This window comes from Pueribacillus theae, from assembly GCF_003097615.1.
GTDB classification, from domain to species: Bacteria; Bacillota; Bacilli; order Bacillales; family UBA6769; genus Pueribacillus; species Pueribacillus theae.
Genome location: NZ_QCZG01000007.1, coordinates 1 through 15,757 on the forward strand (window position 1 = coordinate 1; position 15,757 = coordinate 15,757).

Here is a 15,757-nt window from a genome sequence, read left to right on the forward strand (position 1 = left end):
TCGTTTTGGCAATCAGAATTTCCTGTTCTTTATTCGGATAGATGCGAAATTTATATGCTTTATTAACTAGCATGACACTCATCCCTTTTCACAGGAACGTTTGTTTCTATTATAGCATACATTCATGTGAAAGTATCTTGATTATTTGAAAAATACTAGTTAGATAATTGAGATAGTTGAGGGCTATCCCTTGTCCGAAGGCGATTGATCTCCACCCTGCTTCGCTGAGGATGGAGTCTTCTCGCCTAAATATGATAAATAAGTAACTTTACTTTTGTTTTTGGCCAAAAGATTAAATACTGACCTCTTACAATACTTCACATATTAATCCAATCAAGATGAATGATTATTTTGGTAAATCTTCATGGCTTCTTTTAAAAATTCCTGCTCCTTTTCCGTAAAAGGATTGGGAAAAGAAAATGTTTCTGAAGACGGTAGCTTTTCTGCAACCAGATCCAAATTCCCTTTCAAAGTTTCATTCATAAGCAGTAACAGTGATTCGATTGTTTCTTGTGATTCTTTAGAAGATGGTATAGCTCCAGTAATCGTTAAATGTTTGATTTCAAATAAAGCTTTCGTCCATTTTTTATCTAAATCGATTTCTTCGGATTTATTTATATTAAATAATTCATCGATTATATCTTTAGAAAAATGCTCTTTGAACCATCTTTCTGTATCTTCTTCAAACATTAACTTTTGAAGCATAGCACAAAATATATCGATATTGATGATTTCCTCACCTTCTATCATTTCAATAAGATGGTTTAAATCAGATAATATATTAATAATTTTATGTTTTTTTGCTTCAAGCAACTGTTTTTGATAGTTTAAAGCTTGCAATATAATCGAACCTTCAACGGTACTTTTTTGAAGCAAGTTTTTAATATCTTTTAAGGAAAGACCGAGACTGGGAAAAAAGTAAAATGGAGATTCATCCCTTCTTTTGCATGATCAGCAAAGTATTTATTTCTATCCTTTGTCACCAAGTATACGAATATAGGTAAAACAAAAGTTAGCAATAACAAGAAAAGGTGCATTAAACTTGCCAGTCCCCTAATTAACAAACTTTCTTTTTTCATAGTAGCGAGCCTCCAATAGCATAAATTATTTTTTTGTTGCCTTTTATTGAGTAAATAAGCTCATCATAAAAGGTGACGCTACTGGAGATTCAAGTATAAAATTTAATCCCAACAATCATTAATGAATGATTTTAGACATTAAAGCATTAGCCGCACTGCTGAGCTCCTTTGATTCTTCGGGTTAAAGTGTATTAATCCCCGGGGTTACATCTCACAAAAAGAACTTGGTTCACCTACACTATATAGCTGCAAGTAATGCATAGCCCTTGTGCAGGCGGTGTAAAACAACTTGCGCAAGCTCTCATCACCGTATACTTGCACAGATGCGTCGTAAATGATGACAGCGTCGAATTCAATCCCTTTGGCTAAATACGCCGGTATGACGACAATGCCTTGTTCATATTCAATCGAGCTGCTTTTTACGAGCTTGATGTCTTCAATATGGCTCAAGGCTTCGTATGCACCGATGCTTTCGGCAGCGGATTTGCATATAATCGCGATCGTATTATATTGCCGTTTCCGCAAATCCACGACTTTGGAAGCAATGCAGCGATGTAGTTCGGCATGATTGGATAATTTTGTCAGTGACGGTCTTTCTCCGTCACGTTCAAAGGCAATGATTCGTTCCCCGCCGGGCACAATTCTGCGGGTAAATTCCACGATTGGCTTTGTCGCTCTGTAACTACGGGTTAAGTTAATCGCATCAGTTTCATCCGGTCCGTATAAGCCCGAAAGCGTATGGAAATCGATGACTTCACTCGCATGGGCAAATATCGCCTGGTTAAAGTCTCCAAATACTGTCATCTTTGCTAAAGGAAACAAACGTTTCAAAAATTCGAACTGAAACGGTGAATAGTCTTGCGCCTCGTCCACAAGTACATGCTTGATTGAGGAATTTGTTTGAAACCCTTGAATCAGTTCTTTTAAAAGTAAAAATGGGGTCGCATCTTCGTAAAACAGTTTTCCTTCTTGCAACATTTTCATTGTCAGCCGGCAAATAGCCCCCCACTCTTCAGGTGCTTCTCCGGCAATCCAGCGGTTGATATGCGTCGGATCATCGAAAAGCTGCTTGTAAATTCCTGTAAAGTCTACGAAACGAAGCGTTTCGATCCATTTGCGCAGCGGTTTCAGCTTCTTGCGAACAATCAAACGCCCAAGTACTTTGCGCTCTCTTTCATAATCGTCAAAGGAGTCTTCAGTAAAGCCGCGTTTTTGTTGCAAGTAGGTAAATGCCTTTTGATATTCTTCATTGCTGAGCAACTCGATTTCTTCCTGTACCCATGGTTTTGTCATTTCAAGTTTTTCGATTTCATCAATTTGCTCGATGAGCCACTCTGTCAACTTCTCCAGTCTGTTATGAAAGCGTAGCGAGGTATCGGTGCGATAAAATCTTTCCGAGATTTGTTTGGCGGAGACGATCGGTTTTCCTCTAAACTTAATATCTTTGAAGATCATGCCAGATAACTCCAGCGACTGCCTATATGTTTTCATTGTCTCAAAAAAACGGGCAGATGCCTTGAAGCGGATACTCGCAGCTCTCGTCTCGTATGAAGAATCATCCATTGCAGTTAACATAAATTCTAATTGCTCGTAAGGATCTTCAACTTGAAAAGTGTTGCTCAACCGATGATCCAAATATTCTTGAAATGTGACCTGCTGCATATTCTCTTCTCCGAGCTCCGGTAATACTCTGGATACGTAATTGTTAAATAATGCATTCGGCGAAAATAAGATGATGTGTTCGGCTTTAAGCCAATTTCGATACTTGTAGAGCAAGTAAGCAATCCGCTGCAAGGCTGCCGATGTTTTGCCACTGCCAGCAGCCCCTTGAACAATGAGCAGCCTGCCGTGATCGTGGCGAATGATCCGGTTTTGCTCCTGTTGAATGGTAGCGACTATGCTGTGCATATGTTTGTCTGTACCTTTGCCCAGTGCCTGCTGTAAAATCTCATCTCCAATGGTGAGACGAGTATCGAACATCGATTCAATCACGCCATCGCGAATGATATATTGCCACTTTTCCTCCAGATTGCCACGAATCACCCCTCCAGGCGTAGTGTATTCGGCCGGGCCGGGCGGGTAATCATAGTAAACACTCGAGATTGGTGCCCGCCAGTCGTAGATTAGGAAATTCTCACCGCTTGTATCCATTAGCGTCGACATGCCGATATAAATTCTTTCTGCTGTTGAATCTCCTTCTTCAGTGAAGTTGATCCGGCCAAAATAAGGTACTTTACACATACGCCGCAGTACAGATAAGCGATCGGTAGCATGCCTATGGGTGCTTTCTGTTACGCTTAAGGCTTGCGCTTGTTGCCTCAAGCCAATGATCGTCTCAAGATAATCGTCAAAAGTATCTGTGTTCACCTTGACGTCATCCCAAAAGTGCTTACGAATATTAGCCACTTCTTTTCGGCGCCGTCCAGTTTCGCTTTCCAGCCTTCCAATTAGCTCCATCATTGTATCCATTACACTATCCAAACGTTTTTGTTCCTGCCGAAGTTCATTGTTCATATCGAGCACTCCCTTTTTGAAAAAAATTAGAGTTGACATCAAGAAGATTTTGGTATAGAATTAAAATAGGGTATTTGTGCGGTGTTTTTTATTTTTTGTGTTTCTGTACTAATGTATCACAATTTCTCATTGATATCAATAGGCGCATTTGCTATCCATTGAATTATAAAAAACCAGTTGAGCATACAGCTTGAACTGGTTATTTTTTTACCTATATAATTTATTTTAATTTTTCAGGATTTTTAATTTTTATCGAAACCACTTCCCCGCACTCCAAACAAACGGTATAAACCTTCTCTGAACCAATAGCTATTTTTTTATCTAAAGGACGAAGATTAATATAATCCGTTGCTTGAACAAATGAACTCCCCTCACAATTCTTACAATTCATTTACTTTCACCTCCTATCTTTTTCATGACAAAATTTGCAATCCAAAAATAGTTAAGGTAGTATTTTTGTTCTATAATAATCCTAAATTTCGAAAGACATGATTAAAAATCCCAATAAAAAGTGCTCCAACCTTTGGTATAATAGGATTTGAGCAATCCAAAATTTCCAAAGTGTGGAGCACCTTCTGGTGAATAATTAAAACACAATGAAGACGAGTATTGAAAAAATTTCTACTGAACCAACTTTGGAATACGCCACGTCATTGCCTTGCATCTAAAAGTAATTTTATCTCTTTTATTTGTTCTATGTGCCGCTGTTCATGCAAATATATCTGTTCAATCCATTGATCAAGAGGTAATTCACCTAATGCAGGATGCTTCATTGATTTTTTCGCCAATATGGATTTATCTTCTATCGTACTTAGAAAAGTCATCAATTTTTTTCTCGAATCGTCTAACAACTCGATTATTTGCTGAACTTCAAATGGTTCTACATCTGGTTCAACGATTTTTGGGGCTTTAATCTTTTTCGTTCTATCCAATAATGTAAGATGAATTTTTTTACGTTCTTTTTGAGTACCATCAACCTCTTTTAATCCCCATGCAATCGCCTTTATAGATGCCTCCTCCACTAAAACTAAGTGGTGGCAGACTTGTGCTATACTCCACTGATTTATATCAGGCTTACTATTAAATTGGGCATCGCTTAATAAATTAATCTCGTTTACAAGATTATTTCTCGTCTCATACAGATTGTCATTTATTAATTTATACATGTTCTTTCTCCCTTCATGAAAAAGTGCATACTTTGACCCCTATTCTGTATATATTTTCTACGCTGAAAAGTATTCTCCTGAGCTTTCTTTCACTATCCGCTTCCATTCATATTATAAGTTTAATAGTTTATTGTTCATCTTCCTTTAAATGATGGTTGGGTCTTTTCTAAAAATGATTTCGTCCCTTCTCTGAAGTCCTCTGTGGACGCTGCCAAACCGAAATAATCTGCACCGAGAAGCGCGGACTCTTCTAAAGTTAGATTCTCCCCCCGATGAATTGCCTCCCAAGTCATTTTTACTGCGATAGGGGCCTGAGACAGAATTTCTTGGATAAGAGTTTCTGCTTCTGATAATAACTTATCTGGCTCAACAATCCTATTAACCAATCCTATTCTATAAGCTTCGTCTGCGCCTATAGCGTTTCCGGTAAGCAACAGTTCTGCAGCACGCCCCTTGCCTATAAGTCTAGGAAATCTCGTAGTTCCCCCAAAGCCTGCAACAGCTCCAATACGGACTTCAGGATGCCCTAATCTAGCATAATTCACACAAATACGGAGCGTACAGGATTCAGCTAACTCAAGTCCGCCTCCTAGTGCGAGGCCATTGATAGCAGCGACAACTACCTTCCCCAACGATTCGATTTTATTCGTAACCGTAACAGCCAACTGAGCTAAATCCCGTACTTCTAGCGGAGTGGCTTTATTGAGAAACTGAATGTCCGCGCCTGCGGAGAATGCCCTTTCTCCAGCACCGATAATTATTGCTGCCTTTACACTTGAATCAGTTTTAATCCTGTCCAAGATGGACGAAAGCTGTTCAAGAACATCTCGGTTTAACGCATTTAGCGCTTCCGGTCTGTTTAATGTAATTCTTGCGATACCATTTTCTTCAGTGCAGAGAACGACATTGTTGTTTAACATCTTAATCCCTCCAATAATTTAGTGTACCGATACAAGAACGGGTTTTTACCGAGATGCCATCACTGACTGATTGCTCACTCATAAATGTATATTCAGAATATATTAATTCATTTAAAAAAACAATACTTTTTTTACATTCATTAAAAACATTTCGTCCTGTCTAAAAGGACTAGGCTTCGCAATTTCTTTCAAAACAACAAATTTTATCACTTCAGAATAAAGACTGATTAAACAGTTTTAACAGGTCTAACATTTCCACATCCATCTGCCGCCGCTGTTCTTTTGGATGGGAAAAAAATTGAGTAGCGAAGTCATCTGAAAGGTATTCTTTCGCCCACTCCATTTGTTCTTGTTCATGTTCCATCTGATAAAGTTGTAATAGCAGATTAAAAAAGCCAATTTTCTACTTTAATAACAACTGCAGGAAAACCCGCTTTCATCAATTCAAAATCAAAAAGAAGAAGGGATGTACGCCCGTTCTCATCAATAAATGGATGGATACCAACGAATAGAGCATGCAAATCGCTCCTCGCTCCACTGGATGCAAGTTTTTTGCCTCGTTATCCTACCACTTCATCAACTTTTCCATTTGTTCCTTAATTAAATAAGATGCTGGAGGTGTAATGCTTTGCTCCGGCAATAAAAATCAACACTTGTTGGTTTCGATACTTACCTGCATAATCATCTTCTATTCCTTTTAAACGATTGTGTGAATGTTTTTTATTTGCCATTCTGTTAGTGGTTCTCTTTTTTGAACACTTTCCTCTACACACGTAATTGCATCGCGATGATTGATAACTTTTAAATGCTCTCGCATCGTCTTTCCGCCGACAGTTAAAATAAAAAATTGTATCCGCATATTCAGTCCTGATTTCATAAGTATTACTATAATTGCCTTCAATAATCCACTGATCATGATCATTAATAATTTTCCTTTGGGCGGCTGGAAATTCGTCGATCGTCGCTTCCTTCCATCGAGGTTTCCAGAAGAAAGTATCGAGATGATACATCTTGATATTTAAAGCTTCCCCCAATTTTTCGTTTAGATTTTCATAGACAAGGTGAAACGCCCATCACCATAATTTTTTTCATATCCGCCGCACCTTCATTTCACATTTAGAAAAAATCTTGCTTTTAATAGCAAATAAAAAATCCATTTTGAAAGAAGTCTTAGCAAAATGGATTTTACATATTTAATGTTTACTTGAAACCAAACTCTCGCTTAATTCTGTTTATGAGTACCAACTTAATAATTGTTCTCGTTCCTCATCTTTCATGTTTCGAACGTTCGTCCGTTGTGGAAACGCACCATTTTCGACTTCATTTGCATACGTTTGGAATGCTTTAAGCATTATCTGACCTACATCAGAGTATCTCTTCGAATGGCGAAGGTCAAATGGATTAACCCCTAACATATCTTGAACGATAAGAACTTGTCCATCCGTAAATCTTCCTGCGCCAATCCCAATCGTGGGGATTCTTAGCTTTTCTGTAATCATTTTTCCGAGTTCTTCTGGTACAAGTTCTAGTACCATCATACTTGCACCAGCATCTTGTAAAGAGATTGCGCTTTCCAAGAGAATTTTGGCGGAATCAAATGTTTTTCCTTGTACAGCCGCCTTTTCATGCAGCTGAGGATTATAACCAAGGTGTCCCCAAACCTCAATGCCATTTTTATATAAATGTGATATGATTTCAACTTGTATTCCTTCTAATTTTACACCGTCTGCTCCGCTAAGAATTAGCTCCTTCGCAGTAGCCAATGCCATTTCTGGATTCTCATATGTTTTATACGGCATATCCGCGAGTAAATATGCTTCCTTGACTCCCCGTCGAACTGCTTTCAAGTGATGGATTATGTCGCCAAGCGTGACAGAAATTTCACGTTCATATCCTAATTCGTTTGTTCCCAATGAATCTCCGACAAAAATGACATCCAATCCTGCTTCGTCTTGCAATACGGCGGTGGGATAGTCATAACACGTTAACATAGTAATCCTTTGAGCGTTCCGTTTCTTCCAATGTAGATAGTCCATATTTCTTGCCATGTGAATCCTCCTTAGTCTCTGTTCATTTCGGAATCAGAGCATAGATATTGGTGAAGCAAAAAGAAAATAAAATGGATTTAGGTATGAGCTCCACTAGGGATGCCATCCCAACACTTAAAAATTATCACAACATTTTAAAATTTACAAGAGCAGACATCGATTTGGAGACACATTCTCATTATGACGAGAATCATCGATTAAAAGTTATAAAAATCGACTAGTATCTATCCCATTGGAATTTTTCTCTTAACCAACTTTAACGTTGCTACGATAAGAAAGCTAACAATCACCAATAAAAGCCATGAGCTCACTTTTCCTAAATGAACGAGACTCCATGCGTCGGTTTGGTTCGGATATTTCCATGCGCCAAAGAAGGTTGCAATATTTTCGGCTACCCATATAAAAAATCCGATAAGCACAAAAGAAAGTGCGAGCGGCATACGGTAACGCGTTCCACCAACCTCGTATGTAACCCACGATTGCCAAAAAACGATAATGACAAGTGCAGCTAGCCACCAGCGAACGTCAATCCAATAATGGTGAATAAAAAAGTTCAAATAAATCGCAGCTGCCAGAGGCACAACGACCCAAAATGGCGGCCACTTAACCAGTTCAATCTTAAGCCTCCGCCACGCCTGGCAAAGATAACTCGCCACACTTGCGTACATGAATCCGCTATACAATGGCACGCCAAAAATTTTGACAAAGCCTTCCTCTGGATAAGCCCAAGATCCCATGTGCACCTTGAAAATTTCAAGCGCAAGCCCAATAAGGTGGAACAATGTGATCACCTTTAGTTCATCCCGTGTTTCAAGCCCTGAACGCACCATCCACCACTGCATCAGAAGGCAGATGATGAGGATCCAATCATACCGTGGCAGGAACGGGAGTGGTATGATTTGGGTAAAAGCCAAAGTAGCAAAAATAACGACAGGAAACAAACATGACAGAGCCTGCTCCCAACCAAAACGGACGAGTTGTTTTATTGCTCTCATGCTTTTTATCTTCAAAGACTTTTTCTGAGCATTGCTTTGGATCGTTACATTCATGAGTAACCCCTCTTTTAAGAATTTGATTCTTGAGTGTCTTCATCATCTTTGTATTCTAAAATATCTCCGGGCTGACATTCTAAAGCCTTGCAAATCGCCTCTAAGGTTGAGAACCTAATGGCTTTTGCCTTGCCATTTTTCAGTATCGAAAGGTTAGCCATTGTGATTCCAACCTTCTCCGAAAGTTCTGTGACGCTCATTTTCCTTTTCGCCAACATCACGTCAATATTGATTATAATCGCCATGCCATGCACCTCAGATCGTTAAATCATTTTCTGATTTTATATCTATGGCATTTTTTAATAGCTTTTGAAGAACAGCGGCAAAGACTGCGATCACCATTGATGCAAAAATAATGATCAATCCAAGTACGATGATACCTGGAGCATCGTCCATCTCCGCCATGAGATAAAAGAGTGGCATGCCTGCCACATACACGATACTGATTGTGGTTGCACAGTATTTTATATTCTTTAAAGCTCTTACAGATAATTCCGAGAAAGCGATGTTCTTGTCAATATAGCTTAAAAGTCTTAAAGCCTGATGCAGAGCAAAGTAAAAAGGGATCGCCGCTGCATACATGACGATTAAAACGAGATATTTTATATAAGCGAACTCTGGGTACAATTCAGCTGCATAATTCGCTATTTTAGGCACCACAAATATGCACAAAGCAAGAATGGGAATGCCAATAAGAATAACGACTATCTTTAAAAAGAGCGTTGATCCTCGTTTCATAAAAAACACCTCGCTTATTTATATAATCAGTATTTTAACACCTTATTTATCGAATATCAATAAATAATTATCATTTATGAATATATTATTACCGATGTTCAATCACTGGCAATAAAATTTCAAATTTAACAATTTTAAAAAGCGGTCAGAAAGGAAAATAAGAGCTTGTGTTACTGGACTAAAAAGGATGAATCCTTCAATTAGCAATTTATAAGAAATCAAAACGGAATCAAAATGGTAAAATAAACAAAAAAGGAGGAATGACTATGACGAGAATAAATCAAAATATCGTTCCGCATTTATGGTATGACAAGGAGGCGAATGAAGCAGCAGCGTTTTATGCTTCCATTTTCCCGGACTCAAGAATTACGAATGTAACAGCACTCCATGACACACCATCAGGCGAAGCCGATTTAGTCTCTTTTGAGTTGTGGGGACAGAAGTTCATGGCAATCAGTGCAGGGCCTTTTTTCAAATTCAATCCGTCGGTGTCTTTTATCGTGAATTTTGACCCACCGCGAGAAAAAGACGCGAGTGAAAAAATAAATGAGGTTTGGAATAAATTGTCCGAAGGTGGCACAGTGTTAATGCCACTTGATAAGTATCCGTTTAGTGAGAAGTATGGTTGGATTCAAGATAAGTATGGTTTGTCGTGGCAACTAATCCTTACCAATCCAGAGGGTGAAGAGCGGCCTACGATTGTGCCCTCGCTAATGTTTGTCGGTGATACATGCGGCAAAGCGGAAGAGGCGATTAATTTTTATTTATCCGTATTTAAGAACTCAAAACAGGGACTAATTGCCCGCTACCCTCAAGGCATGGAACCTGACAAAGAAGGAACGATCATGTTTTCTGATTTCATGCTTGAGAATCAGTGGTTTGCCGCAATGGACAGCGCGAGAGATCATACATTCAGTTTCAACGAGGCCATCTCATTTATGGTATATTGTGACACACAAGAAGAGATTGATGACTATTGGGATAAGCTGACTGCGGTTCCTGAAGCCGAGCAATGCGGCTGGTTGAAAGATAAGTATGGAGCATCCTGGCAGATTGTGCCGAGAGAAATGGACGAGATAATGACGAGTAGTACACCAGAACAAATTACGCGTGTTAATAAGGCAACTCTTAAAATGAAGAAACTCGATCTTGTGGAGTTACAGAAAGCATACAAGGAAAAATGAAAACGGGTATTCGGATTTTATGGTGGAAAAGGGCTTTCAAGTCACCCTTTTCCAATTCTTAATTAGTGTGGAAAAATCGACACCACAGTTACCCGTTATGACGTGGCCTGTTACTTCATGCCAATGGAAAGTGTCGAATAATATGGCCTTTCTGAAAACACTTGAATTAAATCTTGGCTTGCGTTTCTTATGGAGGTTCTCATTAAACAGTATTTTGGCTCGTAACGCTTCAAAAGAGTAACCTCTATCTATTCGTTCAACTTGCCTAATAATACGGTTCAATTGTCAGCCCACTCGCTTTAAACGAATGGGCAAATTCATAATCAATTGCTTTCGTGAGCTGTGCTTATATAACTTGTCAAAACCACATTCAAGACAACGTTCTGATGGGTTGATTGCTTCCACTTTAAACAACATGTCGCTTTCATTTTCTTGTGGTGGTTAAATAACTGTGAGGTCTTGAAGAGATAATAGGTTAGTCATCTTTACCTTTTATTTTGAGAGCACCTACACCAATAATTGCTCCCAATATAACTAAAACGATACTGGCTATAATTTCATACCCTTGCAAAACTTCGATGTAATTTACCAGAAACCAACTTGGTCCTCCATTTGTTAATCGGTTTATGATGCCCCCAATTCCTTGAATGAATAGAAGTAGACTTACACCGCTTGCAATCTCTTTCATAACACTACATCCCCTTTCAAAAAATTAACTGCTGAAATCACTATAAAATTCCCCTAATGCCAATATTGAATAAAACCGCCCCAACAACTGCAACTGCCACTAATACAGAAGACAATGGAGCTTTTACTAATTTTTTTCTTAGTTTTTCAAGCTTGTTCTGTATCCAACTTCTAAATAGTATATAAATGATCAATAGTAAGATTGAAGGAAGTACCATAATTACGTTATAGCCAAGTAAAATACTTATGGACAACCCCGTATTAAACGCTAAACCATCCATTAATAAGATCGAGTAAAAATACGGTAAAGCAGTAGCAAACTCGATCGTAAACACAATGATACCGAGTATCATCATCGCCCTTAAAGATACTTGATTTGGTAACCATTCCATAAATCGTGATTCCATTCCTTTCTTAGGCTTATAAAAGCTAATCAGTACAAGGGCGGCACCAAATATCGTATAAAACCAACTTGAAATTTGATTCTTGGCCATACTTTCTATAAAACCAAGAATCGGCCCAACTCCTAGGTAAACCAAGATTCCCATGATAAAATAGCAAAGTTGTGTCGATAATAAAAACACAATCAAACGCGATTTCAATTTTTCTTTTTGTATTAGTAGGATATAAGCTGTGATCGCCAATACTCCGGGGCTTAAGATATCAATGAAAGCACAGAGCATAATAATGAGGAGTGCTGTTGTGAAATCTATGTTGGTGGGAATTAATGATTCAATGATTTCAAGCACCTAAACATCCACCCCTTATTTATTTATTTAGCACACTGTGATAAAATGATAATAACACAGCGTGCTAAATAAAAGCAAGAGGTGATTTGAATGCCGAAAATTGTTGATCATGATCACAAAAGGAAAATTATCGCTGAAACAGCTTGGAGAATTATTGAAACGGAAGGCATTGAAAAAGCATCTATCCGAAGAATTGCGTCTGAGGCTGGAATGTCTACCGGAGCATTAAGACATTATTTCTCAACCCAAGATGAATTACTATTATTTATCATGGAATATTTTCTTGCTCGAGGGAAAGAACGGTCGGAGAATAAATCATGGTCAAAAAACCCTCTTATTGCGGTACAGGAAACGCTGTTGGAATTAGTTCCTGTGGATCGGGAGAAACAAACTGAAACTGGCGTATGGCTGGTTTTTGCCATTCGCTCACTTACAAGTGCAGCTTTAAATACGAAAAAAGATGAACTAACTGAAGGAGAATATATTTTAATGGAAGCACTGCTTGAAATATTAATAAAAGCAGGCTATGTAAATAAAGACATAAATATTGAAATAGAAAAATTACGGCTTACGGCAGTCATTGAAGGTTTATCCATACATGCTCTATTAAGACCGGATATATTCACAATTGAAAAAACGGAACAAATTATTACTCACCACTTAAATGAACTTTGCAATCAATAATATATTAAGTTAAACACTTGTTTTTTAAATAAACCCTGTGGAATGACTCGATAATGAAAAGAAGTAGAATCCCACCATAAAATCCGAAGAGCCATGAAAATACAGCCTGCTACTTGGTTGCATGGAAGCGCCGAGTTGAATATATAATTTCATATATTAAAAAACCTATCCACTTCGAATCATAAAAATGGATAGGTTTCTATAAAAATTCTATCTGATTGAATAACAGTAATGGTCGGCCAACGTTTTACGAAATCAATGAAGATTTTAAGAGACTTTACTCAATCTATACACTGAGTTTACTAAGCTTTAATATTCAGATGATATGATTGGTTTAGCAACGAATGAGGAGGCAGTATAAATGAATGTGCGTGCAATATTTATTGATATGGATTGTACATTACTAAGAACTTCAAACTACATTTCCCGCCGAAATATGGAAGCCATTTATAGGCTCATTCATCAGGGAGTCAAGGTTTTTCTAGCCACTGGTCGACACTATGAAGTAACCGTTCCCTACCATAAAGAAATTGGATTACGAACTCCAATGATCTGTTTGAATGGCGCTGCTATTCACGATGCAGAGACAGGAAGAGTGATGCAAATGAACACCGTCCGATTGAACGAAGAACGATTTCACCATCTGACGGCTGAAAGTCCATGTAATGTTATTATCCATACAGCAAATGGGCTTTATTGTAAGGAAACAAATGAAGAAATCGATTATTGGACAAAAGTTGGGCAAATTCCACCACGGTATATTGGAGATTTAAGACAGGCAAATTATCAAGATGTTCTTAAATATAGTGTTCGAACAGGTGTACCAAGTTCTGTATTATCCGCTTTGTTTAAAAAGGAAGCTGAAGTCATCGATTGGAATGACGGGTTTGAGATGGTTGCTCCGAATATTTCCAAATGGTCCGCTATAAAAAGCTTACTCACCGAATTTCGAATTAGTCCAAATGAAGCTGTAGCCATTGGAGACGGGCCCAATGATATAGAGATGCTTCGTCATGTCGGCATTGGTGTAGCCATGGGAAACGCTAGCGAAAAGGTTAAAGCAGCGGCTGATTTTGTTACAGGACATCACGAAAATGATGGATTAGCTGAGTTTATAGAACGTTATCTTCTTAAATCATATGAATCATATGCGATTTAAAGTTTTTTATTAGCAATTTTTTTTAATCAGATAGTGTATCTTCATTGAACATTTTCATTCATTAGGCATAGTGAATGTCACAGAAATACCACTGGTTTCTTCAATTTTCGTAAATATTTCATTAAGAATTTCTAATGCTCTTTCATTTGATTCGTACTTCCCCAAAATCTTACCCCAGTGATCTAAAGATGCACTGCCGATAACACCTTCTATTTTTTTCCCGTTTACAGTAACTTCTTTTACATTTATCAAACTTTGTTTATCTTGTGTAACAATCCATAACATAGAAAAGTTCATCCCTTCGTTCATATTTCCACCTCATTATATAATGAACTAATTGATAATTGAAAGTTCTTTGAGCCACTGGTTATCTCTCAGATCCAAGATATTGATAGCCTTACCCATCTCTCAAAACAAACGAAAGATGAGGAAGAATTGCGGCGACAAGTGAAACTAGATTCCATCAGCTTGACCGTAGATTGGTAATTTCTTACTTATAAAATGATTTTAATCTATAATATAACTTTACAGGTATATTCCAATTAGGTTATATTATAATTAGGTTATATTCAAGTCACATTAATATGTCAGCTATCAGAAAGGGGATGCGATGATAAAAATAGATATTTATTTAATGAGGTGAGAAACATGTCAGGTAAAATTCTAGGCATGGATGTATCAATGCTAGGTGCGTTAGCTGAACCAAATCGGATGGCTATCGTTGAACTGTTACGCGATGGGCCTCTAACCGTCGGAGAAATTGCTAATCGGCTGGAACTGAGCCAGCCGCATGCATCAAAGCATTTAAAGGTGCTAAGTAACAATGGAATTGTAGAAGTGAAGCCAGAAGCTAATCGTCGATTTTACAAGCTGCGACCTGAGCCTTTTCAGGCATTAGAATATTGGGCGACTTCCTTTCAAAAGGATATGGAAAGGAGACTCGACAGCTTGGACGATTATGTAAAAGAATTGCAAAACAAAAGAAAAATAGACGAGTGAAAAATGAGGAGGAAAAATCATGCCAAATAACAAAATGGTTTCAAGATTAGAGAATGAAAGATTTCTAGTTTTAGAGCGTATTTATGATATGCCACGTGATCAACTATTTCAATTATTTAAAGAACCAGAGCACTTAAAGCGCTGGTGGAGTACGGACGGTTGGGAACTACCTGTTTGCAACATGGACTTTCGCCCGGGAGGCGTATGGCACTACTGCATGAAATGTGTTGATAAGAATCAAGAAGAATATGGAATGGAATCTTGGAATAAAACCATTTATAAAGAAATTATTGAGCCAGAAAAGATTGTTTATAACGATTATTTTTCGGATGCAGAAGGCAATATCAATGAGTCCATGCCTTCTCCAGAGGTTACGATGGAATTCATCGATTTGGGCAGTCAAACTAAATTGGTCAGCCGTTCTGAATTTGATTCAGCAGATTCTCTTCAAGCTGTTTTGGACATGGGATTGCTGGAAGGCATTACGCAAACTTGGGATAGTTTAGATGCACTAGTTGAGACCTTGAAGTAAAATAGAGAACATATACTTTGGTCATTTAATATAATTTAAAATGATGAAAGAAATATTTACAAAGGCGGTTGACCAGAGTAGTTAACCGCCTTTTAGTACATCTTGTGGACATCATCTACTTCCCAAGAATAGGGATACTCCCATTTCTTAAAGTAAAGCAAAAAAGGAAGCGAGCTAAATGGATTCTTGAAAATTATAATCTCGTTACACCTAGAAATGGAAAATGCACTGCTGATTTATTGAAACAAA

General features: G+C 38.0%; 21 protein-coding genes and 2 pseudogenes. 5 read left to right on the forward strand and 18 right to left on the reverse strand.

Annotated elements, in window-relative coordinates:
* From DCC39_RS04805 to DCC39_RS04855, 13 genes are all read right to left on the reverse strand, one after another.
* Window positions 1–73 (reverse strand): helix-turn-helix domain-containing protein (locus DCC39_RS04805; RefSeq protein WP_165205104.1); only part of this gene is annotated, 73 nt, incomplete at its 3' end.
* Window positions 74–333: 260 nt separating this feature from the next.
* Window positions 334–840 carry a hypothetical protein gene (locus DCC39_RS04810; protein ID WP_205948468.1) on the reverse strand — a complete coding sequence of 169 codons (507 nt, stop codon included), beginning with the start codon at window positions 838–840 and terminating at the stop codon, window positions 334–336.
* Between the two features lie 50 nt (window positions 841–890).
* Entirely contained in the window at window positions 891–1,079 is a 189-nt protein-coding gene (locus DCC39_RS19765) for a DUF4870 domain-containing protein (RefSeq protein ID WP_116553758.1), read from the reverse strand.
* A 204-nt stretch (window positions 1,080–1,283) separates the two neighbouring features.
* On the reverse strand, window positions 1,284–3,593 hold the full coding sequence (gene helD, locus DCC39_RS04820) for an RNA polymerase recycling motor HelD (RefSeq protein WP_116553759.1): 2,310 nt from the start codon (window positions 3,591–3,593) through the stop codon (window positions 1,284–1,286).
* Between the two features lie 220 nt (window positions 3,594–3,813).
* Window positions 3,814–3,984 carry a hypothetical protein gene (locus DCC39_RS19065; RefSeq protein WP_165820780.1) on the reverse strand — a complete coding sequence of 57 codons (171 nt, stop codon included), beginning with the start codon at window positions 3,982–3,984 and terminating at the stop codon, window positions 3,814–3,816.
* A 259-nt stretch (window positions 3,985–4,243) separates the two neighbouring features.
* Window positions 4,244–4,759, reverse strand: a complete 516-nt coding sequence (locus DCC39_RS04825; RefSeq protein ID WP_116553760.1) for a DinB family protein — start codon at window positions 4,757–4,759, stop codon at window positions 4,244–4,246.
* Between the two features lie 134 nt (window positions 4,760–4,893).
* On the reverse strand, window positions 4,894–5,679 hold the full coding sequence (locus tag DCC39_RS04830) for an enoyl-CoA hydratase-related protein (RefSeq protein ID WP_116553761.1): 786 nt from the start codon (window positions 5,677–5,679) through the stop codon (window positions 4,894–4,896).
* A 386-nt stretch (window positions 5,680–6,065) separates the two neighbouring features.
* Complete coding sequence (locus DCC39_RS19770) at window positions 6,066–6,200, reverse strand: Fic family protein (RefSeq protein WP_407071836.1); 135 nt, start codon at window positions 6,198–6,200, stop codon at window positions 6,066–6,068.
* A 176-nt stretch (window positions 6,201–6,376) separates the two neighbouring features.
* Window positions 6,377–6,601 carry a hypothetical protein gene (locus DCC39_RS19360; protein ID WP_240613539.1) on the reverse strand — a complete coding sequence of 75 codons (225 nt, stop codon included), beginning with the start codon at window positions 6,599–6,601 and terminating at the stop codon, window positions 6,377–6,379.
* Between the two features lie 310 nt (window positions 6,602–6,911).
* Entirely contained in the window at window positions 6,912–7,727 is an 816-nt protein-coding gene (panB, locus tag DCC39_RS04840) for a 3-methyl-2-oxobutanoate hydroxymethyltransferase (RefSeq protein WP_116553762.1), read from the reverse strand.
* A 224-nt stretch (window positions 7,728–7,951) separates the two neighbouring features.
* Window positions 7,952–8,722 (reverse strand): DUF817 domain-containing protein, encoded by a 771-nt coding sequence (locus DCC39_RS04845; protein WP_116553852.1) that lies wholly within the window; start codon window positions 8,720–8,722, stop codon window positions 7,952–7,954.
* Window positions 8,723–8,790: 68 nt separating this feature from the next.
* Window positions 8,791–9,021, reverse strand: a complete 231-nt coding sequence (locus tag DCC39_RS04850) for a helix-turn-helix domain-containing protein (RefSeq protein WP_116553763.1) — start codon at window positions 9,019–9,021, stop codon at window positions 8,791–8,793.
* A 10-nt stretch (window positions 9,022–9,031) separates the two neighbouring features.
* Complete coding sequence (locus DCC39_RS04855) at window positions 9,032–9,514, reverse strand: DUF2975 domain-containing protein (protein WP_116553764.1); 483 nt, start codon at window positions 9,512–9,514, stop codon at window positions 9,032–9,034.
* A gap of 266 nt (window positions 9,515–9,780) precedes the next feature.
* Here DCC39_RS04855 and DCC39_RS04860 point away from each other — a divergent pair, with 266 nt between their 5' ends.
* The gene (locus tag DCC39_RS04860) at window positions 9,781–10,698 is read left to right on the forward strand and encodes a VOC family protein (protein ID WP_116553765.1); all 918 of its coding nucleotides are present in this window, start codon (window positions 9,781–9,783) and stop codon (window positions 10,696–10,698) included.
* A 37-nt stretch (window positions 10,699–10,735) separates the two neighbouring features.
* Here DCC39_RS04860 and DCC39_RS19775 read toward each other — a convergent pair.
* From DCC39_RS19775 to DCC39_RS04875, 4 genes and pseudogenes are all read right to left on the reverse strand, one after another.
* A pseudogene (locus DCC39_RS19775) lies at window positions 10,736–10,980 on the reverse strand (ISL3 family transposase); the annotation flags it as partial.
* A gap of 6 nt (window positions 10,981–10,986) precedes the next feature.
* Window positions 10,987–11,181: pseudogene (locus DCC39_RS19940) on the reverse strand (ISL3 family transposase); the annotation flags it as partial.
* A complete protein-coding gene (locus DCC39_RS04870; RefSeq protein ID WP_116553766.1) occupies window positions 11,174–11,386 on the reverse strand; it encodes a hypothetical protein in 213 nt (70 codons plus the stop codon). The pseudogene DCC39_RS19940 and the gene DCC39_RS04870, both read right to left, overlap by 8 nt.
* Window positions 11,387–11,426: 40 nt before the next feature.
* The gene (locus DCC39_RS04875; RefSeq protein ID WP_116553767.1) at window positions 11,427–12,134 is read right to left on the reverse strand and encodes a GAP family protein; all 708 of its coding nucleotides are present in this window, start codon (window positions 12,132–12,134) and stop codon (window positions 11,427–11,429) included.
* A 90-nt stretch (window positions 12,135–12,224) separates the two neighbouring features.
* Here DCC39_RS04875 and DCC39_RS04880 point away from each other — a divergent pair, with 90 nt between their 5' ends.
* Together DCC39_RS04880 and DCC39_RS04885 are read left to right on the forward strand one after the other, a co-directional pair.
* The gene (locus DCC39_RS04880; RefSeq protein ID WP_116553768.1) at window positions 12,225–12,818 is read left to right on the forward strand and encodes a TetR/AcrR family transcriptional regulator; all 594 of its coding nucleotides are present in this window, start codon (window positions 12,225–12,227) and stop codon (window positions 12,816–12,818) included.
* Between the two features lie 361 nt (window positions 12,819–13,179).
* The gene (locus DCC39_RS04885) at window positions 13,180–13,977 is read left to right on the forward strand and encodes an HAD family hydrolase (protein WP_116553769.1); all 798 of its coding nucleotides are present in this window, start codon (window positions 13,180–13,182) and stop codon (window positions 13,975–13,977) included.
* 54 nt (window positions 13,978–14,031) lie between these two features.
* On the opposite strand, the gene DCC39_RS04890 is transcribed toward DCC39_RS04885, so the two are convergent.
* Window positions 14,032–14,286, reverse strand: coding sequence for a hypothetical protein (locus DCC39_RS04890; protein WP_338066534.1), 255 nt, complete (start codon window positions 14,284–14,286; stop codon window positions 14,032–14,034).
* Window positions 14,287–14,625: 339 nt separating this feature from the next.
* Here DCC39_RS04890 and DCC39_RS04895 point away from each other — a divergent pair, with 339 nt between their 5' ends.
* Together DCC39_RS04895 and DCC39_RS04900 are read left to right on the forward strand one after the other, a co-directional pair.
* A complete protein-coding gene (locus DCC39_RS04895) occupies window positions 14,626–14,976 on the forward strand; it encodes an ArsR/SmtB family transcription factor (protein WP_116553770.1) in 351 nt (116 codons plus the stop codon).
* Between the two features lie 19 nt (window positions 14,977–14,995).
* Window positions 14,996–15,508, forward strand: coding sequence for an SRPBCC domain-containing protein (locus tag DCC39_RS04900; protein ID WP_116553771.1), 513 nt, complete (start codon window positions 14,996–14,998; stop codon window positions 15,506–15,508).
* Window positions 15,509–15,757 lie beyond the last annotated feature (249 nt).

Coding starts and splice junctions, on each gene's coding strand:
- DCC39_RS19765 (WP_116553758.1), bottom strand. CDS start 1,079: ATGAAAAAAGAAAGTTTGTTAATTAGGGGACTGGCAAGTTTAATGCAC.
- helD (WP_116553759.1), bottom strand. CDS start 3,593: ATGAACAATGAACTTCGGCAGGAACAAAAACGTTTGGATAGTGTAATG.
- DCC39_RS19065 (WP_165820780.1), bottom strand. CDS start 3,984: ATGAATTGTAAGAATTGTGAGGGGAGTTCATTTGTTCAAGCAACGGAT.
- DCC39_RS04825 (WP_116553760.1), bottom strand. CDS start 4,759: ATGTATAAATTAATAAATGACAATCTGTATGAGACGAGAAATAATCTT.
- DCC39_RS04830 (WP_116553761.1), bottom strand. CDS start 5,679: ATGTTAAACAACAATGTCGTTCTCTGCACTGAAGAAAATGGTATCGCA.
- DCC39_RS19360 (WP_240613539.1), bottom strand. CDS start 6,601: ATGATCATGATCAGTGGATTATTGAAGGCAATTATAGTAATACTTATG.
- panB (WP_116553762.1), bottom strand. CDS start 7,727: ATGGCAAGAAATATGGACTATCTACATTGGAAGAAACGGAACGCTCAA.
- DCC39_RS04845 (WP_116553852.1), bottom strand. CDS start 8,722: ATGAGAGCAATAAAACAACTCGTCCGTTTTGGTTGGGAGCAGGCTCTG.
- DCC39_RS04850 (WP_116553763.1), bottom strand. CDS start 9,021: ATGGCGATTATAATCAATATTGACGTGATGTTGGCGAAAAGGAAAATG.
- DCC39_RS04855 (WP_116553764.1), bottom strand. CDS start 9,514: ATGAAACGAGGATCAACGCTCTTTTTAAAGATAGTCGTTATTCTTATT.
- DCC39_RS04860 (WP_116553765.1), top strand. CDS start 9,781: ATGACGAGAATAAATCAAAATATCGTTCCGCATTTATGGTATGACAAG.
- DCC39_RS04870 (WP_116553766.1), bottom strand. CDS start 11,386: ATGAAAGAGATTGCAAGCGGTGTAAGTCTACTTCTATTCATTCAAGGA.
- DCC39_RS04880 (WP_116553768.1), top strand. CDS start 12,225: ATGCCGAAAATTGTTGATCATGATCACAAAAGGAAAATTATCGCTGAA.
- DCC39_RS04885 (WP_116553769.1), top strand. CDS start 13,180: ATGAATGTGCGTGCAATATTTATTGATATGGATTGTACATTACTAAGA.
- DCC39_RS04890 (WP_338066534.1), bottom strand. CDS start 14,286: ATGAACGAAGGGATGAACTTTTCTATGTTATGGATTGTTACACAAGAT.
- DCC39_RS04895 (WP_116553770.1), top strand. CDS start 14,626: ATGTCAGGTAAAATTCTAGGCATGGATGTATCAATGCTAGGTGCGTTA.
- DCC39_RS04900 (WP_116553771.1), top strand. CDS start 14,996: ATGCCAAATAACAAAATGGTTTCAAGATTAGAGAATGAAAGATTTCTA.